This window comes from Paenibacillus sp. J5, from assembly GCF_054955055.1.
This window is the reverse complement of sequence record NZ_JBUEDD010000008.1, coordinates 270,540-296,931: the sequence shown is the minus strand read 5'-3', so window position 1 is coordinate 296,931 and position 26,392 is coordinate 270,540. Positions and strand designations below refer to the sequence as shown.

Annotated in this window: 22 protein-coding genes; 14 read left to right on the top strand and 8 right to left on the bottom strand. The window is 55.9% G+C overall.

All coding sequences use genetic code 11. The features are described from left to right. Nucleotides 1-150: 150 nt before the first annotated feature. Nucleotides 151-783, top strand: coding sequence for a YhcN/YlaJ family sporulation lipoprotein (locus ACY1JZ_RS16605; protein ID WP_270169693.1), 633 nt, complete (start codon nt 151-153; stop codon nt 781-783). 267 nt (nt 784-1,050) lie between these two features. Continuing rightward, nucleotides 1,051-1,275 (top strand): helix-turn-helix domain-containing protein, encoded by a 225-nt coding sequence (locus ACY1JZ_RS16600; protein WP_028562177.1) that lies wholly within the window; start codon nt 1,051-1,053, stop codon nt 1,273-1,275. Between the two features lie 303 nt (nt 1,276-1,578). Here ACY1JZ_RS16600 and ACY1JZ_RS16595 read toward each other — a convergent pair whose 3' ends face one another. Beyond that, a complete protein-coding gene (locus ACY1JZ_RS16595; RefSeq protein ID WP_270169695.1) occupies nt 1,579-2,646 on the bottom strand; it encodes a hypothetical protein in 1,068 nt (355 codons plus the stop codon). Beyond that, nucleotides 2,643-4,478, bottom strand: a complete 1,836-nt coding sequence (locus ACY1JZ_RS16590; protein WP_270169697.1) for an HSP90 family protein — start codon at nt 4,476-4,478, stop codon at nt 2,643-2,645. Before ACY1JZ_RS16590 ends, ACY1JZ_RS16595 begins: the two co-directional genes overlap by 4 nt. 518 nt (nt 4,479-4,996) lie before the next feature. On the opposite strand from ACY1JZ_RS16590, the gene ACY1JZ_RS16585 reads away from it, so the two are divergent. Then, nucleotides 4,997-5,680 (top strand): TerC family protein, encoded by a 684-nt coding sequence (locus tag ACY1JZ_RS16585; RefSeq protein WP_462630174.1) that lies wholly within the window; start codon nt 4,997-4,999, stop codon nt 5,678-5,680. A gap of 116 nt (nt 5,681-5,796) precedes the next feature. On the opposite strand, the gene ACY1JZ_RS16580 is transcribed toward ACY1JZ_RS16585, so the two are convergent. Then, nucleotides 5,797-6,087, bottom strand: coding sequence for a DUF6171 family protein (locus tag ACY1JZ_RS16580; protein WP_270169701.1), 291 nt, complete (start codon nt 6,085-6,087; stop codon nt 5,797-5,799). Nucleotides 6,088-6,208: 121 nt separating this feature from the next. Further along, on the bottom strand, nt 6,209-7,684 hold the full coding sequence (locus ACY1JZ_RS16575) for an alpha-N-arabinofuranosidase (protein WP_270169703.1): 1,476 nt from the start codon (nt 7,682-7,684) through the stop codon (nt 6,209-6,211). Nucleotides 7,685-7,894: 210 nt separating this feature from the next. On the opposite strand from ACY1JZ_RS16575, the gene ACY1JZ_RS16570 reads away from it, so the two are divergent. Next, a complete protein-coding gene (locus ACY1JZ_RS16570; RefSeq protein ID WP_462630173.1) occupies nt 7,895-8,290 on the top strand; it encodes a thiol-disulfide oxidoreductase DCC family protein in 396 nt (131 codons plus the stop codon). 90 nt (nt 8,291-8,380) lie between these two features. Here ACY1JZ_RS16570 and ACY1JZ_RS16565 read toward each other — a convergent pair whose 3' ends face one another. Together ACY1JZ_RS16565 and glsA are read right to left on the bottom strand one after the other, a co-directional pair. Further along, entirely contained in the window at nt 8,381-9,253 is an 873-nt protein-coding gene (locus ACY1JZ_RS16565) for an SDR family oxidoreductase (RefSeq protein ID WP_462630172.1), read from the bottom strand. Nucleotides 9,254-9,371: 118 nt separating this feature from the next. Then, nucleotides 9,372-10,316, bottom strand: coding sequence for a glutaminase A (gene glsA, locus ACY1JZ_RS16560; protein WP_462630212.1), 945 nt, complete (start codon nt 10,314-10,316; stop codon nt 9,372-9,374). Nucleotides 10,317-10,516: 200 nt separating this feature from the next. Here glsA and ACY1JZ_RS16555 point away from each other — a divergent pair, with 200 nt between their 5' ends. From ACY1JZ_RS16555 to ACY1JZ_RS16535, 5 genes are all read left to right on the top strand, one after another. Then, entirely contained in the window at nt 10,517-11,200 is a 684-nt protein-coding gene (locus ACY1JZ_RS16555) for a tetratricopeptide repeat protein (RefSeq protein WP_462630170.1), read from the top strand. A gap of 3 nt (nt 11,201-11,203) precedes the next feature. Next, on the top strand, nt 11,204-12,946 hold the full coding sequence (locus tag ACY1JZ_RS16550) for a sensor histidine kinase (RefSeq protein WP_462630169.1): 1,743 nt from the start codon (nt 11,204-11,206) through the stop codon (nt 12,944-12,946). A 153-nt stretch (nt 12,947-13,099) separates the two neighbouring features. Then, nucleotides 13,100-14,710, top strand: a complete 1,611-nt coding sequence (locus ACY1JZ_RS16545; protein WP_462630168.1) for an SWIM zinc finger family protein — start codon at nt 13,100-13,102, stop codon at nt 14,708-14,710. Further along, a complete protein-coding gene (locus ACY1JZ_RS16540; RefSeq protein WP_462630167.1) occupies nt 14,707-17,799 on the top strand; it encodes an SNF2-related protein in 3,093 nt (1,030 codons plus the stop codon). Before ACY1JZ_RS16545 ends, ACY1JZ_RS16540 begins: the two co-directional genes overlap by 4 nt. A gap of 30 nt (nt 17,800-17,829) precedes the next feature. After that, nucleotides 17,830-18,129 carry a hypothetical protein gene (locus ACY1JZ_RS16535; protein WP_270169715.1) on the top strand — a complete coding sequence of 100 codons (300 nt, stop codon included), beginning with the start codon at nt 17,830-17,832 and terminating at the stop codon, nt 18,127-18,129. Between the two features lie 267 nt (nt 18,130-18,396). Here ACY1JZ_RS16535 and yfbR read toward each other — a convergent pair whose 3' ends face one another. Continuing rightward, nucleotides 18,397-19,017 (bottom strand): 5'-deoxynucleotidase, encoded by a 621-nt coding sequence (gene yfbR, locus ACY1JZ_RS16530; protein ID WP_270172402.1) that lies wholly within the window; start codon nt 19,015-19,017, stop codon nt 18,397-18,399. A 184-nt stretch (nt 19,018-19,201) separates the two neighbouring features. On the opposite strand from yfbR, the gene ACY1JZ_RS16525 reads away from it, so the two are divergent. The 4 genes from ACY1JZ_RS16525 to ACY1JZ_RS16510 all read left to right on the top strand — a co-directional run bounded on the left by ACY1JZ_RS16525 (nt 19,202) and on the right by ACY1JZ_RS16510 (nt 24,495). Then, the gene (locus tag ACY1JZ_RS16525) at nt 19,202-20,749 is read left to right on the top strand and encodes a fumarate hydratase (RefSeq protein WP_462630166.1); all 1,548 of its coding nucleotides are present in this window, start codon (nt 19,202-19,204) and stop codon (nt 20,747-20,749) included. 84 nt (nt 20,750-20,833) lie between these two features. Next, the gene (locus ACY1JZ_RS16520) at nt 20,834-21,754 is read left to right on the top strand and encodes a bile acid:sodium symporter family protein (RefSeq protein ID WP_270169719.1); all 921 of its coding nucleotides are present in this window, start codon (nt 20,834-20,836) and stop codon (nt 21,752-21,754) included. Further along, nucleotides 21,751-23,559 carry a two-component system histidine kinase PnpS gene (gene pnpS, locus ACY1JZ_RS16515; protein WP_270169721.1) on the top strand — a complete coding sequence of 603 codons (1,809 nt, stop codon included), beginning with the start codon at nt 21,751-21,753 and terminating at the stop codon, nt 23,557-23,559. Before ACY1JZ_RS16520 ends, pnpS begins: the two co-directional genes overlap by 4 nt. Nucleotides 23,560-23,775: 216 nt before the next feature. Further along, nucleotides 23,776-24,495 carry a response regulator transcription factor gene (locus ACY1JZ_RS16510; RefSeq protein ID WP_270169723.1) on the top strand — a complete coding sequence of 240 codons (720 nt, stop codon included), beginning with the start codon at nt 23,776-23,778 and terminating at the stop codon, nt 24,493-24,495. 143 nt (nt 24,496-24,638) lie between these two features. Here the strand turns inward: ACY1JZ_RS16510 and ACY1JZ_RS16505 are convergent, their stop codons facing one another. Continuing rightward, entirely contained in the window at nt 24,639-25,514 is an 876-nt protein-coding gene (locus tag ACY1JZ_RS16505; RefSeq protein ID WP_270169725.1) for a helix-turn-helix transcriptional regulator, read from the bottom strand. A 250-nt stretch (nt 25,515-25,764) separates the two neighbouring features. Between ACY1JZ_RS16505 and ACY1JZ_RS16500 the strand changes: the two genes are divergently transcribed. Further along, nucleotides 25,765-26,289, top strand: coding sequence for a DUF420 domain-containing protein (locus ACY1JZ_RS16500; RefSeq protein ID WP_462630165.1), 525 nt, complete (start codon nt 25,765-25,767; stop codon nt 26,287-26,289). Nucleotides 26,290-26,392: the final 103 nt, after the last annotated feature.

Below are 26,392 nucleotides of genomic sequence, written 5' to 3'. Positions count from 1 at the left end.
TATTATAATCAAGTATTAGTACCTGGTACTAATCATAAGTCACATACGTCCCCTTGTCAACAGATTACCCATCATTTGCTTGCATAAGCGTCGCCGCGAACTCGAACACTAAGGAGGATAATCAAGCACAATCTATGGAGGGAATGCGCGATGAAAAAAGGGGCAGTAATACTTGCAGCAGGTCTGGCGCTAACCGCTATGCTCGCGGGCTGCGCAAGCAATCAGGGGGATGTAGGTAATAAGAGCTTTCAGCAAAACGGTGTGAGACAGGATGCGAACGGCAATCGTATCATGAATAAGCGATTTGCTAATGATACCCGCAACGAGATGAATCGCGTAGGCGAGCGAAGGCTGAACAGCAACAATATTGTGGGCGCGCACCAAAACTACAAGATTGATATGAGCGAAACGGCTGCTCAGCGTGTTGCTGCGCTGAAGGAAGTTCAGTCGGCTTATGTCATGCTCGGGGATAAAAATGCCTATGTAGCGGTAAACCTGCATGATCAGGTGAACCGCGGCACCACGCCAGGGCAGGTGGGCACCTATGCGACAACGGATTCCATCGAGGTTCCAAGCGAGATCAAACGGAAGATCGCTGCAGAGGTCAAGCAGGTAAAAGGCAATGTGCAGCATGTCTACGTATCGGCTAATCCTGACTTTGTCGGACGCATGACCGGATACATGAATGATGTCCGGGCCGGGCATCCCATCCAGGGTCTGATTGCCGAATTCAATGCGATGGTGGAGCGGGTGTTCCCGCAGCAGGCAGAGCCTGTGCGTTAAGAGAAGCTGTTCGACTGTAATCGAAAAAAAAGAAGACAGACCCCTGGTGCGAGCATAATGCTCGTCCAGGGGTCTTGTTTATGAATTGCAAATGGGAGACGGAGTTTGCTACTTGGAGGACGTGTGAAGAACGTGGCTGGGATCCATGCTCTGGTGCCCAAATTTACAGCTTACCGCACCACTATGGAATCCGCTTCATACTATATTTTGACTGTATCCCTTAACCTTGTTATACCACAAAAACCCGCGCAAGGAGGGGTGACTCATTTGAAGGCCAGCGAACACAAGAGCAAATTTCTGTTGACGCATCGCGAACGCGAAGTATTCGAGCTGTTGGTGCAGGACAAAACAACCCGAGACATAGCCCAGCAACTATTTATTAGTGAGAAAACCGTACGTAACCACATCTCCAATGTCATGCAAAAGCTAAACGTCAAAGGCCGTTCTCAGGCTGTCGTTGAACTGATCAAGCTTGGAGAGCTTACAATCTGACAAGCGTCCGCCCTGGCTGAGTATGGAGCCTTCCCGTTGTCCCTAAGCAGATGACAGGGAGGCTTATATTTCTAGCGGTTGGTGTCGCAGATACCCGGATCGCTTGGTGGAATGAAGGGGACATTTGCTTGGCGGATTCGGTCGCTGGTGAAGAAGCTGTACCCAAGCAAGACGCGCCGGCAGCGAGGGGCTTGAAGGGTCAGCGATGCAACATGTGGCCGTTGCTGCATGGGCGATGGCTTTTGTATGTAATCTGAACGCCTGCAGTCAGGAAGCATCATTCCTGGCCGCAGGCGTTGTGCATTACAGAGCTGTAATATAATTGCGGTAATAGGTGTTGCCGTTGCGCTGATCGAAGCGGTCAGCGGCTGCCAGCGCATCCTCAAGGAAGCGTTCCGCCAATCGGGCCGCATTGCCTTCATTGCCAAGGGCATCTTCTGTCGACAGATGTGGGCTGGACTCTGGCAGACGCACCTGTACCGGGATGCTCTCCTGCGCCAGCCGCCGCAGCAGGGCTGAGGAGCAAGCGAGGAAGATCATTTTGTCATAAGGGTTCTCATGACTCAGCATCTGCGGATAATGGCGCTCCAGCAGCTCCAGTCCCTTGAAGGGATCAGTGTGGGCGAGATAATAGATGTGTTCGCCCTGGTGCAGCAGAAAGTCTATATTATGCTTAATCAACTGATAGCCTCTCTTATGCTCCTTATTCGCCTTGTCGAGCTGACCCAGACGGTAGAGGGGCATCAGCACCTTCGAGATGGTGACATGAGGCACCTCGGCGCAGGCCATTCTTCCGCTAAGGATCGGCTTGGCATAGGCAAGCGTCTCCTCATCCAGATGAGCTGCGGCAGCGAATTCGACGAGACGGTTCTGCTCGCAGGCCGGGCAATCGCTCATGTAGTCGCGATCCATCTGCTGGAACTGTGCAACCTCTTGCTCGGCTTCTGTGATTCGGCCTTGGTGGAACAGATTCACTGCCCGGTAGAAGTAGTAGGTACGCTCGCTGTGACCATGCTCCTTGTAGCGGTTACGCATGTCTTGAAGAAGCTGTTCAATCTGCCCCAGCGGAATCTCGGGGAAGCAGGATACTTTATCGAGTATCCATTTGTAGCCCCAGAGCAGGTCATGACTGTCGAACAGCTCCTTGTTCCTGTCATACTGACCGAGCATCCAGGAGAAGGCAATCATCGCCTTCATCGGATACCCGTTGAAGGTGGCGCTCTCCACGATCATGCTGCGAGCCTCGTAGCCATCGATGACCTCATTCGCCAGGTCTGCCGCGCGTGCAGCCTCCTCCAGCGTCGTAATCTTAGCCAAGCCATCGGGCAGCTCATAGGCCTCTTCCATTAATTCGTCAAAGGTTTTACTCATATGGTTGTTCCTCCATCCTTGCTGTACGCGGACAAGCCCCAGTCGATAAATTGAATAATGCCATTGTTCAACACAGCAAGCTCCTGCCGATTCATCGGGTAATGGCCCATCATCAGGGCATTGACATACAGCATCTCGATCGCCATCGGCATGATGTCAGCCTTGCCTGTAGCGAAGATGCGAGAGATGACCGGATTGTCCAGATTCAGATACAAGGTAGCGTAGCCAGCCTGCTGCAGTCCAGCGCTCAAGCTCCCCAGCACAGAAGAGAATAGCTCGGTCGTTGACTCGCGGGTTAGCTCGAGCGAGCGCAGGTCAGACGATTCCTTGGACAAGGTATAGAGTGCAGGCAGCTCGGATGGCTTAAACCGCTTGAGCTGAACCTGAGTGCGGAAGCGCTGGAGCACGGCATCTGCGGTCCGCGTGGCTTCATAATATTGTCTGCGCTCATCTGGCGTCAGGTCGGTGAAGGCGAACGAGACGTCCTCTGGTGTCAGCCGTTCCACCTGCACCCCTGGATGAACCAGCGGCAGTTGTGCCATGAGCTCATAATCATAAATATAACCGCCGTTAATGACAGGCAACGACTGGGCAGCGGCGACATGAGTAATCTGCCGATACTCATCCAGCGTCAGCGTATAGTATAGCTGTGAATATTCCTGCAGCAGCTCACCGAGCTCACGCTGACCCATGCTGCTGTGGAATGGCAGCCAGCGGTAGATTATGCGGTAGAAGGCTTCATCCTGAACAGCGAGTGCCTTCATGGACAGCGCATGGGAATTAATGATGGCTTGCAGCCGATCTGGAGCCAGCTCGGCCATGCGCACCAGCTCGTTGCGGATCGCATCGCCCAGTTCTTCGCGCACACTCTCAAGCTGCTCGTTCTCATAAAAATGCTCCCGTGAAGCAGTCAACTGCAGCTCGTCCGTCCAGATCAGACATTTAACGAAGAAGGCCCAGTCAGGCAGGATATTCTCCGCTCGATCAGAGACGAGCATATGCTTCATGTAGACGCGGTGGGCGCGCTTGGCGTTCAAATTAATGGCTTGTGGCAATATATAAGCGATGCCGCCTGTTCGACCAGAGGCGGTCTGCAGCGGAATAAAGTCCTTGAACCGCTCTCCGAGCAGCTTCTCCCCCCATTGCAATACCTCAGATCTGCTGCTGCGTGCCAGGTCGGGATGGCTGATCCATACCGGGCGGCTCTCGTTGATCGTCAGGGTGCCTTTCTCTGACTGAAGCTGGATCGGATAAGGCAGCAATGCGCCATAATAAAAGAGCGATTGCTGGACAAACTCCGGCGTATAATATTCCTCGCTGCCGCTCTTGCAGCGCAGGAAGACACGGGTGCCTGGCGTTAGCTGCGTCTCCAGCTTGCGGATCGCATAGGTGCCGTCCGGCTTGCCTCGCCATTCAAGCGACGGGCCTTCCTTGGCGGACTGAGTCAGGACGACGATCTCATCGCTCACCATGAAGCAGGAGAGCAGACCGATGCCGAAGCGGCCGATAAAGGAGTTGTTTTGCGTCAGCAGATCGCCGCCTCGCTTGGAGGACTGGCCGATGACCGCCAGAAACTCATGAATATTGTCCTCCGTCAAGCCGATGCCGTTATCCTCTATGGAGAGGGTGGCCGTGGAGCCGCTGCCGATTAGATCGAGCTTAATGCTCCCGGCAGTGCCTTGCCCGACCTGCTGCCGGGCGGTAATAGCATCAACCGCATTTTGCAGTAGCTCGCGCAGATAAACCTTCGGTGTACTGTACAAATGATTGGATAGGATGTCGATCATTCCGCCAAGATTGACCTGAAATCTGTAATTGTCTTGAGCGCTCATTGGCAATCATCTCCATTCCGCAGCTTGCTTGATTCCTCGCTGTATTTCTAGCATTAAGAACAAGCTGCATAATTTATTTTACTAGATTGGAAAAATAGATGCCAGCAAGGGGAGGTCAGACGGCATTCGATTCGTATGAAGTAGTCGTTTCTATGGCAGGAAAAATTAGCATTGACGCTGGCAGGGGGCATGCTGTACAATCATCTCATAAAGGGGAGTAGCTTTTACAACAAGGTCGTCATTTCACGAGGCAGTGCCTCCGGCTTTGTTGGCAGCGATTTCTGTTGTTAGCCAGACCTTTACCGCGAGGTAAAGGTTTATTTTTATGACCATTACCGCATGCGGTAATGGTCATTTTTTATTTGCGGAGGAGGGATAAGCCCAGATACAGAACACTGGACGGCGCAGACGAGAGAGAGAGGGCGAGTGGGCCGTCTCCAAGCGATGCTCCGTTTGAATAATGAAGCAATTGGACAGTTTAAACATAACCTACACATTTATGCGAAGGAGTGGCTTATATGGAGCTATTTTCACCGGAATTTTGGTCGGCGCTGCTGACGATTGTTATCATTGATTTGGTGCTGGCAGGGGATAATGCGATCGTCATCGGGATGGCGGCGCGCAATCTGCCTAAGGAGAATCAGAAGAAGGTCATATTCTGGGGGACGTTCGGGGCGATCGCGATACGAAGCCTGCTGACACTGATCGTGGTGTGGCTGCTGCTTATTCCGGGCTTGCGCCTCATCGGCGGTGTGCTCCTGGTATGGATTGCTTACAAGCTGCTGGTGGAGGAGAAGAGTCATGAGGTGAAGTCGGCCGGCAGTCTGTGGGCGGCGATCAAGACGATCATCATCGCGGATACGGCGATGGGGCTGGATAACGTGCTGGCGATCGGCGGTGCAGCACATGGCAACTTCCTGCTCGTTATTATGGGTCTGCTGATCAGTATCCCGATTGTTGTATGGGGCAGCACGATCATCCTGAAGCTGATGGAGCGCTTCCCAGTCATAATCTATATCGGCTCCGGTGTGCTGGCGTTTACCGCAGCGAAGATGATCGAGGAAGAACCGATGCTCTCCGGCATCTTCGGTGAGGCGGGGATAGTTAAATGGGGGTTCAGCCTGCTCGTAGTCGTGCTGGTGCTGCTCGCAGGTCGGATCAAAAATAAAAGCAAGACTCGCGCACAGATGTCTGCTGGCTAAGCGTGTCTCCAACCCCGCTCAAGGGGCATTGAGCTTAGAAGATGAAGTCATCCAACAGCAAGGGGCTGCCAGCATGGCAGCCCCTTGCAATGTATTCGCCTTGATCATCCGTCACGCTACCAGCGACTGGAGGCAGGGTAGGGGCAGCTTGATCTGGCCAGCTTGGCCCGCCACTCGACCAGACAGCCGCAATGGCGGCAGGTCGTCCCGTACTGGAGCGCCTCACACGAGAAGCACTGCTCCAGTCGCCGGCTATACTCCTCGGCTGAGGCCAAGTCTTCGGCGGCTGGCGACATTCGCTCCCATAGCCGCTTCATCTGCTCGTCCGTGACATGAACGGATGCGCTGCAGCCCTTGCAGGGTTCCGTGCGGCTCTTCGCATGGGCCACGTGTGCGGTCGTCTTCATAAGATGACGCTCCTTCCATTCAACAAGATTCTCCAGGGAGTGATGAGCAGCTCCCTGGAGGATAGGGGATGATCGACGTTCTGTGCTCGGGACTGCATTGGCGCCGTAGCTATAGAGGTGACTATTCGAGAGTCAGCACGACTACAGATGCTGGCGGCAGTGTTGCGCTCAGTGTCTGCCCAGCCAGCTCTGCGCCTCCGAACGACTGAGGCTTCACCGCATCAGGCTGCTCGAAGGTGTTGTGGCCGTTCAGCGCTTCGTGATGCAGGATTGTTCCGCTCACACGAGTACGCGCGGTGTCCTTCAGCACGCAACGGATGTCAGCAGACTCGGCATGATGCAGATTGCACAGCGACAGATTCAGCTTGCCATCCTTGCCGATCGAGCAGGATGCGCTGACTTGCGGGATGGATTCGCCATCTTGCGTGTAGCTCGGGGTGTCCAGCTCCAGAGAGACACGCTCGGCGTCCTGATGAACCTTGAACATATCCAGGACATGATAGGTCGGAGTCAGGATCAGCTTGTCGCCTTCGGTCAAGACCACTGCTTGCAGCACGTTGACGATCTGCGCCAGATTGGCCATGGTGACACGGTCGTTATGGTTATGGAAGATGTTCAGGTTAATCCCGGCAACGAGCGCATCGCGCATGGTGTTCTGCTGATAGAGGAAGCCTGGGTTCGTGCCTGGCTCAACATTGTACCATGTGCCCCACTCATCGATGATCAGCCCAACCCGTTTCTCTGGATCATACTTGTCCATAATCTCGCTATGCTTCGTAATCAGCTCGTCCATGAACAAGGTCTTCTTGAGGGTGCGGAACCACTCCTGCTCGTCGAACGTCAATGCAGCGCCCTTGTCCTCCCATTCATTCGGAACGGTGTAGTAGTGGAGGCTGAATCCGTCCATAAAGCGTGTAGCCTCGCGCATCATAACCTCTGTCCAATGGTAGTCGTCCGTGTTCGGGCCGCAAGCGATCTTGTAAATCTTGTTCTCGCCGTAGTTGCGAACATAGGTGGCATAGCGGCGATAGACATCCGCATAGTATTCCGGCCGCATATTGCCTCCGCAGCCCCAGTTTTCATTGCCTACGCCAAAGTAAGTCAGCTTCCACGGCTTCTCCTGTCCATTGCTCTGTCTCCAGTTCGCCATAGGCGACTCGCCGTCGAAGGTCATGTATTCGACCCACTCCTGCATCTCGTGCACAGTGCCGCTGCCGACATTGCCGCAGATGTACGGCTCGGTCTCAATCAGCTCGCACAGACGGAAAAACTCATGGGTGCCAAAATGGTTGTTCTCGACAACACCGCCCCAGTGCGTATTGACCATGCGTGGGCGTTCTTCCTTAGGTCCTATGCCATCCTTCCAGTGGTACTCGTCTGCGAAGCAGCCGCCCGGCCAGCGCAATACCGGCACCTTCAGGTTGCGAAGCGCTTCCACGACGTCATTGCGATAGCCTTCTGTATTTGGAATGGACGAATCTGGTCCGACCCAGATGCCTTCGTAAATGCAGCGTCCAAGATGCTCGGAGAAATGTCCGTAAATATTTTTGTTAATTGTGCCTAGCTTCTTGCTCTCATCAATAATTAAGTTTGCCATAGGATAAAGTGCCCCTCTCAGCAGATTTCGATAGGCACGGCTGTACAACCGTTCTACGGCTCCCATACCGCTACCGTCTACATATACTATATCAGCATTAATCGATTTATACAATTGCAAATCCAAAAAAACAAAATGAACGATTCTTAGCGATCGGTGAGAAATGAGGTATACTAAAAAGAAAGAGAGCTTGCCTAGGAGGTGGAAGATGTGAGTGAGCATGCAATAGTGCTTTATGATGGCGTATGCAGCTTCTGCCATAGCAGTGTTCAGTTTATCCTTCAGCGCGACAGGCGCGGATATTTTCAGTTTGCTGCTCAGCAGGGGGAGGTAGGGCGCGAACTGCTCAAGCAGTATGGCCTGCAAGGACTGGAGGGGATCGTGCTGGTGGAGGGCGGGCGTGCTTACAGCAACTCGACTGCCGTGCTGCGGATCTGCCGTGGCCTGCCGTGGCCCTGGAAGCTGGCTGCGGGGGCGCTTATCGTACCACGCCCATTGCGGGACGGCATCTACAGCTTCATTGCTCGCAACCGCTACCGCTGGTTCGGCAAGGCAGACAGTTGCATGCTGCCCTCGCTGGAGCAGCGGGCTCGCTTCCTAGATTAAGGAGGCCAAACACCAAGCGACCGTCTTGCCAGCCGCGGAGGCATAGCGAGACGGTCGCTTGTTCTGCTCGGCAAGAGGAGGCAAGAGAAGTTATCCGTTAATGATCTCGCCGCCGTTAATGTGCAGCATCTGGCCCGTCATATAGGAGGAATCTTCGCAGGCAAGGTAGACGTAGGCAGCCGCCAGCTCAGCAGGCTGACCCGCACGCTGCATCGGTGTATCCCCGCCGAATACGGACACCTGCTGCTCGTCAAATGTAGACGGAATAAGCGGCGTCCAGATCGGTCCGGGGGCGATGCCGTTCACACGTATGCCCTGCTGGACAACATTCAGTGCAAGCGAGCGGGTAAAGGCGACGATGGCGCCCTTCGTCGCTGAATAATCCAGCAGGTTCGCACTGCCGCGGTACGCGGTAATCGAGGCTGTATTAATAATGGAAGCGCCCTGCTTCAGATGGGGCATGGCGGCCTTGGTGACATAGAAGTAGCCGAACACGTTGGTACGGAAGGTCTTGGCAAGCTGCTCGGCTGTAATATCCTCCAGCTTCTGCTGCGGATGCTGCTCTGCACCGTTGTTGACCAGGACATCAAGCTTGCCGAAGGTATCCATCACATCCTGGACGCACCGCTTGGCGAAGGCTTCATCGCCCACATCTCCGGCCAGGAGCAGGCAGCGGCGTCCAAGCTGCTCAATCCGCTTCTGCACAAGCCGGGCGTCGTCATGCTCGTCCAGATAGACGATGGCAACATCAGCACCCTCCTTGGCGAAGGCTATCGCTGCGGCTCGTCCGATGCCGCTGTCGCCGCCGGTAACCAGCGCTGCTCTGCCCGTGAGCTTGCCGCCAGGCCGGTAGCTCTCTGCTTCAAAGATCGGGAGCGGGTTCATCTCCGACTCCAGGCCGGGCTGCCTTAGCTGATGCTGGGGCGGGAAGGTGTGCTTGGGGTATTGCTTGGATGGACTCATACTCATGTACCTCCTTCTGTAATCACAGGCTGAGGCCAGCGCATAGAGTCAGCCTGCGGACAGTGTATAGGCTGAGCTAATCCAAGCATTTTATACCTGTTCCAGTGTAATGCCTACCTCAGAATATGCTCCAGTCAAAGGTGCGCGACAACTGCTCCAGCAGATGGACGCCCGCGGTGCTGTTGCCTTTGCTGTTCAGAGCCGGCCCTACGACACCGATGCCGTACCGCCCTGGAACGAACGTCAGAATGCCGCCGGAGACGCCGCTTTTGGCTGGGAGGCCTGCCTGAATCGCAAATTCTCCAGAGGCATTATACATCCCGCAGGAGATCATGAACGTCTTGGTAATCTGGACATAGCGCCGAGGGATGAGCTGGCGACCAGTAGCGGGATCGGCGCCCTGGTTCGCCAGGATGAGCGCCAGAGAGGCTAGATGGCGGCAATTGACCTCAATCGCGCAATGGCGGAAATAGACATCGAGCACCTCTTCAACGTCAGTCTGCTCGTCGAGCACTTCATTTTCCTTGAGAAAGTAGGCCAGCGAACGGTTGCGGTGGGCGGTTCGCTTCTCGGACTGGTAGACCGCCTCATTCACCTGCAGGCTGTCATCACCCGTCAGCATGTGGAAAAAATCCAGCACCCGTCCGAACCTGTCCGCAGGTGTTGCACCGCGCAGCAGCGAGGTGACGGCGATTGCCCCTGCATTGATGAGCGGATTAAACGGGATGCCGGGCTCGACAAGCTCCAGCTTCAGCATCGAATTGAAATCATCCCCTGTCGGCTCCTTGCCGACCTTCGTGAATACTGCTTCCTCGCCTAAGTCCATCAGGGCAAGCATCAATGTGAAGATTTTGGAGATGCTCTGCATCGTAAATGACAGGCGGCAGTCTCCAGCAGTCAGCAGGTCGCCCTTCATATTCATAATCGCGATGCCGAGCGCGCCAGAAGGGGCAAGCGCCAGCTCCGGAATATATTCAGCGACTTTCCCGCGGGAAGCATAGACGCGGCTCTCCTCCAGCAGTTGTGGCAGCTTGACTTGCAATTGGCTCCATTCATTAGGCATCATCGTAGGCTCCTTATATGTCGGTAGATTCTGTATGTGCATTACGCCGGGGATATGCCGGCTTCTTGCAGAGCGTTCCGCTGCATTTGCGGCGAGCGTTGATTTTAATTCTAATGCGGCTCCCTGTCCTTGTCACTACAGAATCAACATTTGCCTCCATTTATGGTATGATAATATGATGAAACAGCGGAGGGGAGAAGATGGGGAAGTTTCTATTGTTTCCATTGTTATGGTGGCTATTTGGCAATCCGATTGTGGCAATTGTAGTTCTGCTTCTGATCATGTACGTGATTGACCGGCGGTTCATCGGGCTGTCTCCGAGCCTGCTGCGTCCGCTCAAGCGGCGCAGGCACATCTCGCGGTTGCGTCAGCAGCTTCTGCTGAATCCCAATGATATTGCCGCCAAGCATGACATTGCCAGACTGTATATGGAGCAGCGCAATTATCGCGAGGCTCGCCGCTATCTGGAGTCGATCGGAGATGTGCTGGAGCATTCCGCCGAATATTGGGATGATCTGGGCGCCTGTTGCCTGCGCACAGGCGACATCGAGCTTGGAGAACAAGCGATTGGGCGAGCACTGGCATTGAACCCGCGCGTCAAGTACGGTCAGCCGTACCTTCGGCTTGCCGCTCACTATTCCCGCAGCGATGCGGAGAAGGCGCTGGAGTACCTGGAGGCTTTTCGAACCATTCAATCCTCTTCCTGCGAAGGATACTTTCGACTTGGGAGCATCTATGAGCAGATCGGGCGTGCCGAAGACGCGGCGGCTGCCTATGGCGAGGGTGTGCATATCTACCGTTCCCTGCCCAAGTACAAGAGGCGGCAGGAGCGAAAATGGGCGTTTCGCTGTATGCTTAAGAAGCGGCGCCGGCAGGGGTTGTAGCCGATGAAACAACGATATGGCTGGTTGCTGTTCGCGCTTGTCATTGTCATGTTATTGTTGATCAATAATACGATTTATTATTACACGACCAAGCGTTCTCTGGAGCAGAGCCTGAGTCACGAGATGAGCTCTGTCGCCAAGCAGATAGAAATTTCCGTGGAGCAATCCAGGCAGGGCGCGGAGAAATATCAGGAGCTGATCGGTGCGAATCTGCGGACAGCGGCAATCGCCGCCCAGTATGCGCTTGACCCGGATATCGAGAGGGTGAGCAATGACGAGCTGATTGAGCTGAGCGAGCGGCTGGGTGTGCTGCACATCACGCTGCTGAAGCGGACGAGCGACAATATTGTTCTGTACAAATCATCCGATCCGAAGCAGCTTGGCGTGAAGACGTCCTCATGGAAGCCATGGTATGAAGCCTTCAATCAGCTATTCGACGACCAGCAGGTTACGATGGATTGGGGACAGTCGCTGCCCAATTTCTGGACGGGGCCGTTCGAGGTAGCGACCACCGATACAAGCAAGGTGCGTAAATGGGGCTATTACTTTGACGGCTCTACGAATTATATTACAGATCCCTATGTCAGCTATGAGATGCAGGAGCAGTATGAAGAGGTGACGGGCGTGAATCGCCTGATCGAGCAGACGATTGAACAGAATGCCTCGCTGCTGGAGATTACAGCATTCAACCCGCGAACCTTCCCTCACGGGGAGCTGACGACGAGGACAGATAAGGGCGAAGAGCTCAAGCATATTACCCAACAGCCGATCATCTACGGTACGTATAATTACAAGGATGAGGAGGATGTGGAGTATATTGCCCGCTCTTATGAGACGAATCAGCCACTGACCGTCAATACGACGATCAACGGCAAGCATGTGCTCAAGAAATTTATCCCCGTCGAGATTACCAAGGTTGCCAGCATCGTGGATGAGCAGGGGCAGCCGCTGGAGCGGTATGTGCTTAGCATAGTCTCGGATTACCGCTCGATTCAGGAGACGCTGGACGACCAGTTTATGAACATTGGCGTCATTATCGGGATTGTGACGGTGCTTAGCGGGCTCGTCGTCTGGGTGGCGATCTGTGTGTTCCGCAGCTCCAGGGAAAGGGTGGTGCGTGAAACACAGCAGACGTATCTGGATGAGATGAATCAACTGTTCGACGCTATACGCGGCCAGCGCCATGATTTTATTAACCATGTGCAGACGATGCATTCGATGGCGTCCTTGAACAAGGTAACGGAGCTCAAAGCGTATGCGAAGGAACTGAGCGGCGAAATCCATGAGCTGAACGAGCTGATTACGATTGATAATCCATCGATTGCGGCATTGATCCGTTCGAAGCTGTCCCAGGCCGGGACACAGAAGGTACGGATGGAATGTCGATTTGAAGGGATGGGCAAGCTGGAGTTGGGTGTCAAATCATTGGATCTGACCCGTATTCTGGGCAATCTGATTGACAACGCGCTGGATGAGGTGAACCGGTATGCAGAGGACAAGCGACGGATAGAAGTGACCGGGCTGCTGGACGGGGAGCTGGAGTTCTGCGTCTCCAACTATACCGAACGGGCGGATGTGCTCAAGGAAACCTTCTGGTTCGAGGCGGGCTATACGGATAAAGGCGGCAGCCATCAGGGGCTTGGATTGTCGATCGTTCGTAAGATTGTGGAGCATTACAAAGGAACATTGCGGGTGGAGCTGGATCAGCCCAATAAGATCTCGATATTTGTACGATTGCCCAAATAGAGCATGAAGGGGGCCGCATAATATTCATTGTTACCTGTGCGTGCCGGTTCGGCGCACATGCGACAGACCAAGCGGGCTTCACTGCGCGGCACTGTGCATGGCAGCGTATGACGGCCGCACACCATCATCCGCAATGAGATTGGAGAGTGCAGCATGGATGGAGTAATACGTCTGGCAGGCGAGCAGCTCGCTTACCTGGAGGAGCAGTTCGGAGCTCTGGTTCCCCGGCATATTCTGTCCAACGGATGGGACTACTACACGAACCGCAGAGTGCTAACCCTTGAAGTGATTGACGGCAACTCAATCTATGGCGCGGTCAACGGCAGCAGCGTCTATGCTGTCGTGCTTGATTCGGACGAATTCAGCTATAGCAAATGCACATGCAGCTATGCGGGCTATTGCAAGCATATGGCGGCTGTGTTCTATCATTATTGCGCGCTGGCGGGCGAGGACCCGGAGCAGATGTATCGGCATCTGATCAGTGAAGGGACGATCGCCGAGAAGCGCGTCAAGCGAGAGATGGCGTCCCAGCAGCCGAGCGAGCAGGATGGGCCGGATGTATGGCGGGAATGGTTCGGCAAAATGTATGGCGACCTATGGAAGCAGTGCAAGCAGTCGGTTCATCCGTTGCAGTCGGTGCTGTCCGAGCTGAAGGCTGCGGCAAAGCATTGGGAGAAGCCGCTGCAGCGTCTGCACTGGCTGCATGCGATTGAATTTTTGCTGGAGCAGGTGGAGCGGGCGTATGAAGCCACTGACAGCTACAGCCGTTATTATTATGAGATGTCGTTCAACCGCACGGTTGATCCGTGGATAAGCAATTTCTATGAGCTGGCTCAGGGCTTGCCGCAAGCCCCCCATGGCGAGGCTTATCGCGACTGGCTGTCTAAGCTGGTAAAGGTGCTGCGCGAGCTGGCACTGGCGGATAAGCCGTTGCTGCTGCGTTGGGATTTGCTCTACCATATGATTGCCGAGCAACTGGCATCGGAGCCAGGCTGGCGCGAGGCGGAGCACGCGGTGCTGGAGCGCGAATTGGCGGCGCGCCTGCCTGTGAATTCGTCGGCACAGGTTGTGCAGACGAGGAGCAGGCCGATTACCTTCTTACAGTCGGCGCTTGCCAATCTGGATATGCTGGATAGTCTGGATGCCTCCGCGGTAGAACGGATGCAGTGGACGGATTTCGAGCGGACATCAGAGCTTGCCTATCGGTTCGCCCGCAGACGTCTGGAGCAGCGGAGCTGGGAGGCGTTCGCGCTGTGGATGGATTTTCTGTATGAAAGGCTGGAGGGGAGTCGAAATACGGCTGTCCTCCGTCCTTATCTCGTCTTATGCCGCGAGGCGGATCAGCAGCAGGCGCGGCCCGGTACAGGCGAATGGACGCGCAGGCTCGTCGGCTTCCTGCCCGCCTCCTATCACGAGCTGGCGAGCCACTGGCTCCAATGCGGCTGCTATGAGGAGTGGGCAGACCTGCAGTTGTACCTGGGCATTCGACCAGATGAGCTGGATGCAGCGGATGTGCGCTCTGTAGCCAGGAGTGCCCCCGCGAGTCTGATCCCGCTCTACCATCAGGCGATCGATGAGGCGATTATGACGCGCAACCGTCAGGGCTATCGACAGGCGGTCAAGCTGATGAAGCGGCTGGAGAAGCTGTATAGCGAGGATGGTCGCGCCGAGAAGTGGGTGCGGTATGTGAGCGGGATTGCCGACAAGTATCAGCGGCTTCGGGCGTTTCAGGAGGAGCTGTGGAAGGGGAAGGTGCTGACATGAGCAGAGCGACCGACAGCATCATCTGGACGATTGAGGGAAAGTGGCTGAAGCAAGAGGGGCTATGGATGACGCAGGGAGATTATAGCAGCTCGTCGCAACGGCTGAAGCAGCTACTGTTTGCCTGGCATGCCGGCTCCTGGTACGGTGCAGAGGTTGAGGAGAAGCTTGTGGATGGTGTAAGCGGCCTGCTGCTGTCGCCGCTGCTGGCTGCTGATTATCTGGCCGCTCCTGCTCATGCGCGGCTGATGAAGGTGAACTGGAGCGAGGAGATGGAGTGCTACAGGCAAGCGGCCCGCTTCATCCACGAAGCGCTGCTGGAGGGCTGGTATGCGCCCGCCCCAGGCGGGGCAGCGGGCAGGGAGCCGCTGTGGAGGCTGCATCTGCCGCCGGAGAAGCAAGCCGATTACATCGCATGGGCAGAGGCGGCGGCTGAGTCGGGCCTGCCACCGGGGCTGGCTGACGAGTGGCTGAGCCTGGCGGCGATGCAAGCCATCAACAGCAGCGCCAGGGCGCAAGCAGCCTGGGAGCAAGTGGCGCCAAGGCTCGGCCGCAGCATGGGCGAGAGCTTCATAGGCGACGAGGCGCAATGGTGGGCGCAGATCGGCTGGCAGCAGGACGATTCGCCCTTCGGCATCGTCCTGCAACTGGCGGAGCCCCGGCAGGCCGACGGCTGGCAACTGCGGGTGCTGCTGCAAAGCCGCGAGGAGGAGCGGTCGCCGTTCGTCATGCAGCATGGCGAGCAGGGCTGGACAGCCGCGCTGGAGACGGAGGCGGGGGCTGTGCCGCTGTCAGAGCGGTCGCCGCAGGAGGAGCGGCAGCTCAATGCCGAGGCAGGCTCGGCCGCGCATCGGATCAGCCCTGCCGCATCTGCCGCCAGCAGGGAGCGCACGCGGTCTGTGGAGCAGCCAGCCGCCTTGGAGGCGGCTGGCGCTAGCTCCTGGATGATTGCGGCGGAGCTGCCGGAGCATTGGCAGCCCACAGCGAGCGAGAAGCTCGAGCGGGAGCTGCGCCGCTGGCTGGAGGCGTATCCGCCGCTGGCAGACGAGGAGTCAGGCGGCGTGCGCCTGAGAGAGCGGCTGACGGATGAGGAGGCATGGCGCTTCCTGGAGGAGGGCAGCATCAAGCTGCTGGAGGCGGGGGCGTCTCTGCTGCTTCCAGCTTGGTGGGAGGCGGCGCGTAGCCGTCGTCCGCGGCTGCGGGCACAGGTGAAATCCTCCGTTGGCTCAGCGGCTCAGCCATTGTTCGGTCTGGATGCGATCGTGGACTTCGACTGGAAGCTGGCCATTGGCGATCTGGAGCTTAGTGAAGCGGACTTCAAGCGGCTGGCACAGGAGAAGCAAAGACTGTTTCGGCTCCACAATGAATGGGTCTATCTGAATCCTGACGATGTCGAGCAGCTTCGCCGCTGGATGCGTGGCAAGCATGGGCGCCGACCGATGACGCTCCGCGAAATGCTGGAGCTTCATCTACGCGGCGGCTGGATGGAACGTCTGGATGACGAGCTGATCGAAGCGGGAATCGAAGCAGAGGTGCAGCTCAATGCCCATCTGGAGCATTGGCTGTCTCAGCTCCGGCATAACGCAGAACTGCCTGTTGTGGCCAAGCCCGATTCCTTCCAGGGGGAGCTGCGCCCTTACCAGCAGCAGGGACTGTCCTGGCTCGTCTTTTTGCGGCGCTTCGGCCTGGGCGGCTGTCTTGCAGATGATATGGGGCTGGGCAAGACGATCCAGTTCACCGCGTATCTCCTGTATATCAAGGAGCAGACGGAGGCCTCCGGCACGCAGCAGCGTGTCCCCTCTCTGCTGATCTGTCCGACCTCGGTGATCGGCAACTGGGAGAAGGAGCTGGAGCGCTTCGCTCCCTCACTGCGCGTGCTGGTGCATTACGGGCCGCGCAGGCTCAAGGGCGAGGAGTTCCAGGCGGCTGTACGCGAGGTGGATCTGGTCATTACGTCGTATGCGCTCGCTCCGCTCGATGCGGAGGAACTGGGGGACACCCGCTGGAATGCACTATGTCTGGATGAGGCGCAAAATATTAAGAATGTGTACACCAAGCAATCGGGAGCGATTCGTCGTCTTCCTGCGTATCACCGGCTTGCGATGACGGGAACGCCGATGGAGAATCGGCTGACGGAGCTGTGGTCGATACATGATTTTATGAACCCCGGCTATCTCGGCTCGCTGAGCGAATTCCGGCGCGAGGTGGTGCAGCCCATCGAGCGCACGCGAGACGAGGAGATGATTCAGCGTCTGCAGCGATGGGTGCAGCCGTTCATGCTCCGGCGCTTGAAGAAGGACCCGGCGATTGCATTGTCCCTTCCTGACAAGTATGAGGCCAAAACCTATATCTCGCTAACGGTCGAGCAGGGGACCCTCTATGAGAATCTGGTCAATGGGCTGCTGGAGCAGCTTGCCACCCTCTCTCCCATGCAGCGGCGCGGCTTGATCCTGGCTACGCTGACGAAGCTCAAGCAGGTATGCAACCACCCCTCCCTGCTGCTCGGCGACAAGAGAGGCGGCCCGGCTACATGGGAGCTTCAGCGCTCCAACAAGGTGACACGCCTGCTGGAGATGGTGGAGGAGATTGCCGCCAAGCAGGAGCGCTGCCTCATCTTTACGCAGTTCATCGATATGGGCATGATGCTGCGGGCTGTGCTGGAACAGCAGTTCGGGATGCCGGTTCCGTTCCTGCATGGCGGCATTCCGAAGGCCGAGCGTGATGCGATGATCGCGGAATACCAGGATGAGCGCCACAGCCGCTGTGCGTTCGTGCTCTCCTTGAAGGCGGGCGGCACGGGTCTGAATCTGACGGCGGCCAATCATGTATTTCATTTTGACAGATGGTGGAATCCGGCGGTGGAGAACCAGGCTACGGATCGCGCGTTTCGGATTGGTCAGCAGCGGGAGGTGCAGGTGCACAAGTTCGTGACGCTGGGCACGCTGGAGGAGAAGATTGATGATATGATCTCGCGCAAGCAGGCGATGAATGAGCAGGTCGTCACCCGTTCGGAGAACTGGATTACCGAGTTATCTCATGATGAGCTGAGCGAGCTGTTCACATTGCGCAAAACATGGCTAAGCGGGTCGTAGTCCTATAGCGGCTGGATAAGGAGGAGACTCATGAACAAGAGGGAAGAGCAGGCTGAGCGAGGCGTGCTTCCGCTCACAGAGCAGATGGCGGGCGCAGAAGAGCGGCCGACAAGTGCTAGCGAGCGCTCCGCTTCTCGACCCGCCAGCGGCGGGCCCGGGTTCGGCCGGGACGCCGCCAGCCAATCAGCGGGCGAGGAACGAGCGGGAGCGACTGCGATGCCAGGCCGCAGCCGAGGGATCGGCTCCAGGCCGCAGATGCTGCCGGGAGCCGATCCGCAATGGCAGGAGCTGTACGATGCGATTCGTCAGGCGGTACAGGAGCTGCGCTAACTGCTTCTGAGGCGACTGCGTAAGTGAGTAAGATAAATTCAGTTCTGAAGCAATCGAGTGAGGCAGCAAGATGGAGGCTGATGAAGCAGGCGCAGAAGGGCGCCTGCTCATCATGCTTGGAGCGAAAGAGCTGGGCGGGAGCGTTCTCCGTCCGGCTCTTTCGCTGTCTGCTTCAAGCGTCAGGCTTCAAGCTTCAAGGTTCCAGGTTCAAGTGACAAGTTTGAAGTCACAAGCTTGAAGCCAATCATAAGCTTCAAGACCAACACATCAAGGCTCTGACAGCTCATCGAGCGTCTTGCCCAGACCAGGAGCGAGGTGGGTGAGGAACCACTCGACCTCTGGCATCTCCAGCTTCGCCAGGGCATGCTCGGTCTGACCCTTGGCAACCGCGAACTCGCGATTGCCTGACGACAGCTCGGACATGCATTTCAAGTAGGCATCCAGCAGGTCGGCCGCCTTGAGGTATCGCTTCAGCTCGGCGGTCTCGGGATCAGGCTCAGCGCTGTTGTCCGCAGTGCGTGGCGAGCCTCCGATCAGCGGTTCGTAAGCCTCGCGCAGCGGTGCAGGCACCATCGCGAGCAGCCGGTCGGCAGCGAGCGTCTCCAGCTCGCGGAAGCTGGCGAGCATCTTCGGATTATGATGCTTGACAGGGGTAGGGATGTCGCCGGTGAATACCTCGGCAGCATCATGGAACAGCGCCATCGTCGCGGCGCGTTCGCTGCTTAGCTGCCGTCCGAACAGCCGATTGCCGATCTCGCACAGCATATGGACGAGCAGCGCAACGTGGTAGGAATGCTCGGCGACCGTTTCCTTGGTCGTATTGCGCATCAGGCTCCATCGTTTGATATAGCGGAGGCGATACAGGTAGGCGAAGAAATGACTATCCATGGATGGTGTATGCTCGTCATGCTCAGTGTAGCTATTCATAGCTTGGCAGACTCCTTGCTAGCTGCATGTGGGCCTGGAATTATGCGAGCCCTCCATGCGCTTTTAATGATTTATGAAACACTCTTAACTATGCTATTATAATATTATAGCTGAAAAGCGACCAGAGAGGAGCAATCAGGACGACATGAACCGTTTTCAAGACAGTGTCTATCAATTAATCGTAGAAACCTCAACCAACCTGCCGGGCGATGTTCGCCAGGCGATCAAGGCCGCACAGGAGGCGGAGGACAGCGCGACGCGCGCAGGTCTGTCTCTGTCGACGATTGCGACCAATATCGAGATGGCGGAGTGCAACGTCTCGCCGATCTGTCAGGATACAGGGATGCCGACCTTTGTCGTGCATACTCCAGTAGGCGCTAATCAATTGATTATGAAGGAGCAGATTCGTCAGGCGATCGCTCAGGCAACCAAGGACGGCAAGCTGCGGACGAACTCGGTGGATTCGCTGACCGGCGGCAACACTGGCGATAATCTGGGGCCAGGCACACCGGTCATTCATTTTGAGCAATGGGACAAGGACGATATTGATGTGCGGCTTATTCTGAAGGGCGGCGGCTGCGAGAACAAGAATATCCAGTATAGCCTGCCCACTGAGCTGGAGGGGCTCGGCAAGGCTGGACGCGATCTGGATGGCATCCGCAAATGCGTCATGCACGCTGTCTACCAGGCGCAGGGACAGGGCTGCAGCGCCGGCTTCATCGGCGTCGGCATCGGCGGCGACCGCACGACAGGCTACGAGCTGGCGAAGCAGCAGCTATTCCGTCGGGTGGATGATACGAATGAGATCGACGAGCTGCGCCAACTGGAGGAGTATGTAATGGAGCACGCCAATCAGCTCGGCATTGGAACGATGGGCTTCGGCGGTCAGGTGACGCTGCTCGGCTGCAAGGTTGGTGTCATGAACCGTCTGCCGGCTAGCTTCTTCGTCTCTGTGGCCTATAATTGCTGGGCGTACCGCCGCCAAGGTGTGCTGCTGAGCGCAGAGACCGGAGAGATCAAGGAGTGGCTGTATCCAGAGGGCGATACGGTGTCGATGAAGTCGCAAGCCATCAGCGAAGCCGAGCAAGCCGCTTCTGAGGGAGCTGCGCAGCGACGCGAGGTCGTGCTGCAGACACCGATTACCGAAGAGCAGGTACGCGAGCTGCGCGTGGGCGATATTGTCATCATCAATGGCGAGATGCACACGGGCCGTGATGCGCTGCACAAGCATCTGATGGATCATGATTCGCCGATTGATCTGAATGGCTCGGTCATCTACCATTGTGGACCAGTTATGATGAAGGATGGCGATAACTGGGTCGTGAAGGCCGCCGGGCCGACCACGAGCATCCGCGAGGAGCCGTATCAGGGCGACATTATGAAGAAATTCGGCATCCGCGCCGTCATCGGCAAGGGCGGGATGGGAGCGAAGACGCTGGCGGCGCTTCAGGAGCATGGCGCCGTCTATCTGAATGCGATCGGTGGAGCGGCTCAGTATTATGCCGAATGCTTCAAGCGTGTTAATGGCGTAGATTTCCTGGAATTCGGCATTCCTGAAGCGATGTGGCATTTGCAGACCGAGGGCTTTGCAGCAATCGTGACCATGGATGCTCATGGCAACAGTCTTCATGCAGAGGTTGAGCAGGATTCTCTGGCGAAGCTGTCTCGCTTCAAGGAGCCGGTATTCAAGTAAAGAGAGGGATGACTTACGCGAGCATTTGGACTGGCCTTTAGTCGTTATTTTGAACAATGGATGTTTCTTATTATCCCGGGATCTTTGGTTCTCGGGTTTCTTTTTGCGGAGCCGCTGACGCCCTTTGTTCCGCTCGTCCCTTACTTGTTCGCATTCGTCACGCTGACGATGGCGATCGGCTGCGGGCTGGGTGAGATTCGGCTGGCAATCGCAAGGCCGCTGCCTGTAGTGTGGACGATCGTGATCGCTCATGTGCTGTTGCCGCTGCTGGCCTATGGCATCGGGGCGGTCACCTTCGGCGGGCAATCTCCCTATACGATCGGCCTGGTGCTGTTCACGCTCATTCCCTTCGGGGTCTCCTCCGTCATCTGGGTTGGCCTGTCAGGGGGCAGCGTGGCGCTCATGCTCTGCCTGGTCGTGCTGGATTCGGCGATTAGCCCGGCGCTGGTTCCGGTCGGCATTCATCTGATCTTTGGTCAAGGCATCGAAGTGGATACGTCCAGCATTATGATGGATCTGCTGCTCATCGTTGTGCTGCCGACCGTCGTCGGCGTAGCGCTTCATGAGCTGACTCGCGGCCGGGTGCAGCCAGTGGTGAAGCCGTATGCAGCACCGCTATCGAAGCTGTGCTTCGTCGGTGTGGTGCTGCTTAATGCGGTCGCCGTCGCTCCGTCTGTGCAGCAGCTCAGCGGCGATATGCTCAAGCTCGTTCCGATTGTAATGCTGATCGTGGCGATGTGCTACCTGGCAGGCTTCATTGGAACGCGGTTCTTTGGCAGCCGTGAGCTGACAGTGACTGCAGCGTATGCGACCGGCATGCGTAACATTTCGCTGGGCGTGGTGCTGGCTATGGGCTACTTCAGCCCGCTGACGACCGTACCCGTCATGCTGGCGATATTGATTCAACAGCCGGGGGCGACGTTGGTACATTATATCATTGGAGTAAGGGACAAACTAACAGCCAGGCAGAAGTTGCCCGCCGCAGGAAAGGATGCATCCTCTTGAATAGCTTCCGCTTTCGCTTGACCTTGATGATGGTGCTGCTGATTGGGCTGTCAGTATTGGCAGCAGGCTTATTCATTGGAAAAACCTATAAGGATAATTATCTGGATGATCTGGAAAAAAGTATGATTCGTGAAATGAAGGTTGTACTGGCGACGACGGAGTGGCTGGAGGCGCCGCTGGAGCAGCAATACAGCTACTTCACGGCGGAGGCGAAGCGCTTCAAGAGTGTGACTGGAGAGCGGATCACCTTCATTCTGGGCGACGGCACTGTCGTCGGCGACTCGGATCATGATGCTCGCTCGATGGAGAATCATAAGGATCGGCTGGAGATCAGCACGGCTCGCCAGCAGGGCGAGGGTCGCGATATTCGGACGAGTGAGACCACGAAGAATAATTTTCTATATGTGGCTATCCCGATCCGCCCTGACCAAGCGAACTCGCCCATGGTGCGCCTTGCACTTAGCCTGAGCGAGGTGGAGGCGAGCATCAGCAGGATGTGGATGGTGCTGCTGCTCGGCTTGCTGCTGCTCTTCGTCTTGGCGGCGCTGCTCTGTTACCGGATTGCGAAGGGACTGACTCAGCCGCTGGAGCAAATATCCGGCGTGGCGAAGCGTATCAAGAATCAGGACTACGAGGCTCGTGTGAGCGGACCGCACAAAGGTGAAATCGGAGAGCTCGGTCAATCGATTAACGCGATGGCCGACAGCCTGCAGGAGCAGATGCGGCAGATTCGGCAAAATGAGACCCAACTGGAGAGCGTCCTTGAAAATATGATTAATGGCATCGTCATGATTGACCGCAGCGGCAAGGTGGTGCTGATGAATCAGCGAGCCGAAGAGGTGCTGGGCATCTCGGCCAAGGATTTTGTCGGCAGTCACTATAACGAGGCCAAGCAGCAATATGAACTCGCGCGCATGATTCAGGAGGGGCTGGAGCTGCGCCAGCATCTGAAGGAGGAGCTAACCTTCTACTTCCCGATTGAGCGGCTGCTGGAGCTGCATCTCGTTCCGGTATTTCATGCAGGAGGAGAGTTTGGCGGCGCGTTGCTCGTCGTGCAGGACGTATCGGCGATCCGACGTCTGGAGCGGATGCGCAGTGAATTTGTCGCGAATGTCTCGCATGAGCTGAAGACGCCGATTGCGGCTGTCAAGGGGTTTGCCGAGACGCTGCTCGGCGGGGCGGTCGACGACCCGGAGATTTCCCGTTCCTTCTTGCAGATTATATTTGACGAGAGCGAGCGCCTGAATCGGCTGATCGGTGACATTCTGGAGCTATCGAAGGTGGAGTCGCGGCGTATTCCGCTGCAATTCTCGCCGATCGAGATGTCCAGCTTCGTTGCCAAAGCAGTCGAGGTCATCTCAGCTGAGGCGGCCAAGAAGCGGATTGTGCTGGAGATGAAGGTGGAGGAAGGCATCTATGTCGAGGCGGACGAGGATCGGCTGCTGCAAATTTTGATGAATCTGCTGTCCAACGGCATTAATTATACGCCAGAGGGCGGGAAGGTGTCTGTAGCGGTCGAGCCGATGTACAAGAAGCAGGCGGGGCGCAAGACCGGGGAGCAGGATTATGACCATATTCGGATTCGTATTACCGATACAGGCATCGGCATTCCGAAGAAGGATCTGCCGCGCATCTTCGAGCGGTTCTACCGGGTGGACAAGGCGCGATCGCGCAGCTCGGGCGGAACAGGACTTGGCCTCTCGATCGTCAAGCATCTGGTGGAGCTGCATAAGGGAAGCATAACCGTTGACAGTGTGGTAGGCGTCGGCTCGACATTCTCGATCGAGCTTCCGGTACTGCATTAACTGCATAAGTTCAAATGGCACTTTACATTGTGTTTACATTGTTTTAATCTATTTTTTATAAAGACATTGTAAACTGAGTGTAAGACGGATGTTCTCACAAGGCGGCGCATGCTTCATCGAAGGAGCGCCGTCTCACTGCTTGCCTCCCGCCGTACAAGCCTGCGGCTGGATGTGCAAGCCGTGCGAATCTGTGAAGTCGCAAACTGGAGGTAGAGCATGTCGCAAAAGGTGCTAGTCATAGAAGATGAGCCGACACTGGCTCGGTTGCTATCGTATAATCTGATGCAGGAGGGCTATGAGACGACGGTGGTCGATCATGGCGCAGAGGGCTTGCAGGTTGCGCTGCAAGGCAGCTTCGAATTGATCATCCTGGATATCATGCTGCCCGGCATGAATGGGTTCGAGGTGCTGACGAAGCTGCGTCAGAACCGGATTGCGACACCTGTCATTATATTGACGGCACGCAATGCGGAGGAGGAAGTTGTGCAAGGGCTCAAGCATGGTGCGGATGATTACATTACGAAGCCGTTCGGCGTAGCCGAGCTGCTGGCGCGTGTATCCGCGGTGCTGCGCCGTTCGCAGAACGAGGAAGTGCGAAGCAAGGAGCAGACCGAGAAGGTCATTACGGCCGGTGTGCTCTCCATCTACCCCGAAAAGTATGAGGTCGTGCTTGACGGCGAGGTCGTGCCGCTGCGTCCGAAGGAATTCGAGGTGCTGCTGTATCTTGTACAGCGTCCAGGCATGGTCATCACTCGCGATGATCTGATGAACGTGGTCTGGGGCTTCGATTATATCGGCGGCCAGCGCACGGTGGATGTGCATGTCAGCTCACTGCGCAAGAAGCTGGAGTTAGGCCAGCAGTCGGTACAGATCGAGTCGATTCGTGGTGTAGGCTACAAGCTCGTGATGCCCAAAAAGCTCGTCACCCCCATGTAAAGGGAGAGACGAGCTTTTTGGAATGTGTTCAGCCAATGCGAGTACGACATCTATCGAGGTAACGCAGTTATCACAGCTTTCATAAGAGGGCCGATAGCCTGATCTCAATCGAGGCGAGGCGTTGCGGCAGTGAGCAGCAAGCGCTAGGCTTGTCCCTGATTCCATGCGAACATCCGCTTCTGGTACTCCTTCGGAGAGCAGGCGTGGTATTTTCTAAACATTTTGTAGAAATGCGCCATATTGGGCATGCCGATCAGCTCGCCAACCTCGGCGATGCTCACATCGCGGGTAAGCAGCAGCCGTTCCGCCCATTTGATTTTGCGGTAATTCACATATTCGGTGAAGGACATGCCGAATGTCTTCTTGAAGAATTTGACGAAGTAATAATAGCTCATATTAGCCAATTGGCACACCTCATTAATGGAGATGCGGTCGCCGAGCCGATCTTCGACATAACTAAGCACCGGCTTCATTCGCTGTCTATCGAAGCTCTCCCGCTCGGTCAGCACCTTGCGCTGATCGTTGCGGAGCAGCAGCAGAATGATCTTCTTCACAAGCAGATCAACAGCCAGTTCATAGCCCGTCTGCTTCTCCGAGGTTTCCACCTGAATCTCCCGCATAATCGCAGCGATCTGCTGCTTCACCTGCGGCTTCTCATTAAAAATATAATTAATGCGGCTAAGCGGCTGCTCCGCTTCAAAGAAATACCGAATATAAGGCATCGTGCTATGGTCAAAAAATTGCTCCAGGTCAAATTGCACGACCACATAGCGTAGCGGACAGCCGATGCTGCGGTCGCGGTGCAGTTGGGAATTGCCGATGATGGCAATATCTCCTGCGTGAAGCTGGTAATACTCGTCATCGACATATACATCCAATACACCCGATTCAATCAGGAGCAGCTCCACCTCACGATGATAATGCCAATCGATCATCCGGTCGTCGGTTCTCTCCGTTACAATGACATGCAAAGACAAAAGAGGGTTTTCATACTGAACCTTCTCATTATAATACTCCATGGACAAGGCCTCTCCTTGGTAAAATGGCATCCTGTCAGCCATACTGTGTATTGTAGTGCCATCGCAGGGTCTTCACTATACTTTAGTCTATTCGGAGCGCGAATAGCAAGTCAGCAGGCCGCTTTTGAAGTATGGTCAAAAAACTGTTATAACTATCTGCAAAAAACGGTTGTGTCGGCGGCACAGATTGTCTATTCTAAAGCTATGTGCTTTAAAGCTCAGGATTCATATTGATTTGAGGGGTGTCAGGATGAAACAAAAACGTAGCTTTACGCTGCCGATCGTCATTTTCTCTATTGTGCTGGTCGGTACGATCGGCCTGCTGTTTTTTTTGCCGGCGTATGACGGCGAGGTTGGCTTTGATGTCACCATTTTACCGTTATTGAATGCCATCTATAATTTGTTTACCTTCAGCTTTCTGGTCATCTCGCTAATTGCGATCAAGAAGCGGAACATTAACAGGCACCGCAATTTTATTATGTGTGCCTTCGTGTCCACTGCATTATTTCTGGTCACGTATGTGGTCTACCATTTCCTGACGGAGCCGACTCCGTTCGGTGGCGGGCCGGTCATGAAGATGATCTATTTCTTCGTGCTGATCAGTCACGTGCTGCTCGCGATCGTCAATGTGCCGCTTGCGTTGATTGCTGTCGTTCGCGGCTTCAATATGCAGATTGAGAAGCACCGCAGGATCGCCCGCTGGACGATGCCGGTGTGGCTGTACGTCAGTGCAACAGGCGTGCTCGTCTATATACTGATCTCCCCATATTATTAAGGCTTGCATTGCGGCGCCCATCAGGCGCCATGAGGATCGCTTGCACAGCGAGGCGGCGCCGGACTTCAGGTCTGGCGCCGCCTCGCTGCATGTGGGCTGTAAT

Coding starts and splice junctions, on each gene's coding strand:
- ACY1JZ_RS16525 (WP_462630166.1), top strand. CDS start 19,202: ATGAACCGTTTTCAAGACAGTGTCTATCAATTAATCGTAGAAACCTCA.
- ACY1JZ_RS16575 (WP_270169703.1), bottom strand. CDS start 7,684: ATGGCAAACTTAATTATTGATGAGAGCAAGAAGCTAGGCACAATTAAC.
- ACY1JZ_RS16605 (WP_270169693.1), top strand. CDS start 151: ATGAAAAAAGGGGCAGTAATACTTGCAGCAGGTCTGGCGCTAACCGCT.
- ACY1JZ_RS16505 (WP_270169725.1), bottom strand. CDS start 25,514: ATGGAGTATTATAATGAGAAGGTTCAGTATGAAAACCCTCTTTTGTCT.
- ACY1JZ_RS16595 (WP_270169695.1), bottom strand. CDS start 2,646: ATGAGTAAAACCTTTGACGAATTAATGGAAGAGGCCTATGAGCTGCCC.
- ACY1JZ_RS16535 (WP_270169715.1), top strand. CDS start 17,830: ATGAACAAGAGGGAAGAGCAGGCTGAGCGAGGCGTGCTTCCGCTCACA.
- ACY1JZ_RS16510 (WP_270169723.1), top strand. CDS start 23,776: ATGTCGCAAAAGGTGCTAGTCATAGAAGATGAGCCGACACTGGCTCGG.
- yfbR (WP_270172402.1), bottom strand. CDS start 19,017: ATGGATAGTCATTTCTTCGCCTACCTGTATCGCCTCCGCTATATCAAA.
- ACY1JZ_RS16580 (WP_270169701.1), bottom strand. CDS start 6,087: ATGAAGACGACCGCACACGTGGCCCATGCGAAGAGCCGCACGGAACCC.
- ACY1JZ_RS16555 (WP_462630170.1), top strand. CDS start 10,517: ATGGGGAAGTTTCTATTGTTTCCATTGTTATGGTGGCTATTTGGCAAT.
- glsA (WP_462630212.1), bottom strand. CDS start 10,316: ATGCCTAATGAATGGAGCCAATTGCAAGTCAAGCTGCCACAACTGCTG.
- ACY1JZ_RS16550 (WP_462630169.1), top strand. CDS start 11,204: ATGAAACAACGATATGGCTGGTTGCTGTTCGCGCTTGTCATTGTCATG.
- ACY1JZ_RS16565 (WP_462630172.1), bottom strand. CDS start 9,253: ATGAGTCCATCCAAGCAATACCCCAAGCACACCTTCCCGCCCCAGCAT.
- ACY1JZ_RS16540 (WP_462630167.1), top strand. CDS start 14,707: ATGAGCAGAGCGACCGACAGCATCATCTGGACGATTGAGGGAAAGTGG.
- ACY1JZ_RS16545 (WP_462630168.1), top strand. CDS start 13,100: ATGGATGGAGTAATACGTCTGGCAGGCGAGCAGCTCGCTTACCTGGAG.
- ACY1JZ_RS16585 (WP_462630174.1), top strand. CDS start 4,997: ATGGAGCTATTTTCACCGGAATTTTGGTCGGCGCTGCTGACGATTGTT.
- ACY1JZ_RS16590 (WP_270169697.1), bottom strand. CDS start 4,478: ATGAGCGCTCAAGACAATTACAGATTTCAGGTCAATCTTGGCGGAATG.
- ACY1JZ_RS16500 (WP_462630165.1), top strand. CDS start 25,765: ATGAAACAAAAACGTAGCTTTACGCTGCCGATCGTCATTTTCTCTATT.